A 617-nucleotide genomic window follows, 5' to 3' on the forward strand; every position below is an offset into this window, starting at 1 on the left:
TGTTTACTTTGAAATTAAACCTGGAGACAGTCTTGGTACTCATACCGATAGTGCGGAAGAAATCATTCTCGTTTTAGAGGGAAAAGCGGAAGCCACTGTTGAACATGAAAAAGGGGAAATAACGAAAGGTGAGATGGCTCTTATTCCTCACATGGTTCCCCATAATATTCGAAACATTGGTTCAGAAACATTAAAAGTGGTCGGCTTTTTTTCGAGTCCCAATGTGGTTTCTACATTTGTTGAGCCTCTAATGCCCATAAACCAGAGCACGGTTGGCACGCCGCCTATTGAAAGCGATAGCCCAATGACATGGAATGAAATCTTTAGTAGAATAATGGGTTAATTTGGTGCATAAAGAGTAAAAAACGACAGAGGAAAAAAAATAGGGAGCTATTCAGAAAAGCTGACTTTCTGAACAGCTCTTTTATTATTCCAAAAGAAAGTAAGAAACCAAACATCCGGAAGAATTATCGAATGCACAAAAAAGGGATTGGTGAATTAACAGGATGTAATGAAAAATTCATAAATTATTTTTTTTTGGCAATAGGGGAAACTGCTTCTTTAGCAAGCCCCTAGGTGAGGACGTAGTAGCCAAACAGTCACCTAAAGGCTTGTAC

At 38.7% G+C, this 617-nt stretch carries 1 protein-coding gene; it reads left to right on the forward strand.

What is annotated here, in order from left to right; genetic code table 11:
- On the forward strand, positions 1-343 hold a 343-nt coding region (locus V7149_RS05300), incomplete at its 5' end, for a cupin domain-containing protein (RefSeq protein WP_335344607.1).
- Positions 344-617: the final 274 nt, after the last annotated feature.

The organism is Bacillus sp. JJ1503 (assembly GCF_036965125.1).
Classification (GTDB): domain Bacteria; phylum Bacillota; class Bacilli; order Bacillales; family Cytobacillaceae; genus Cytobacillus.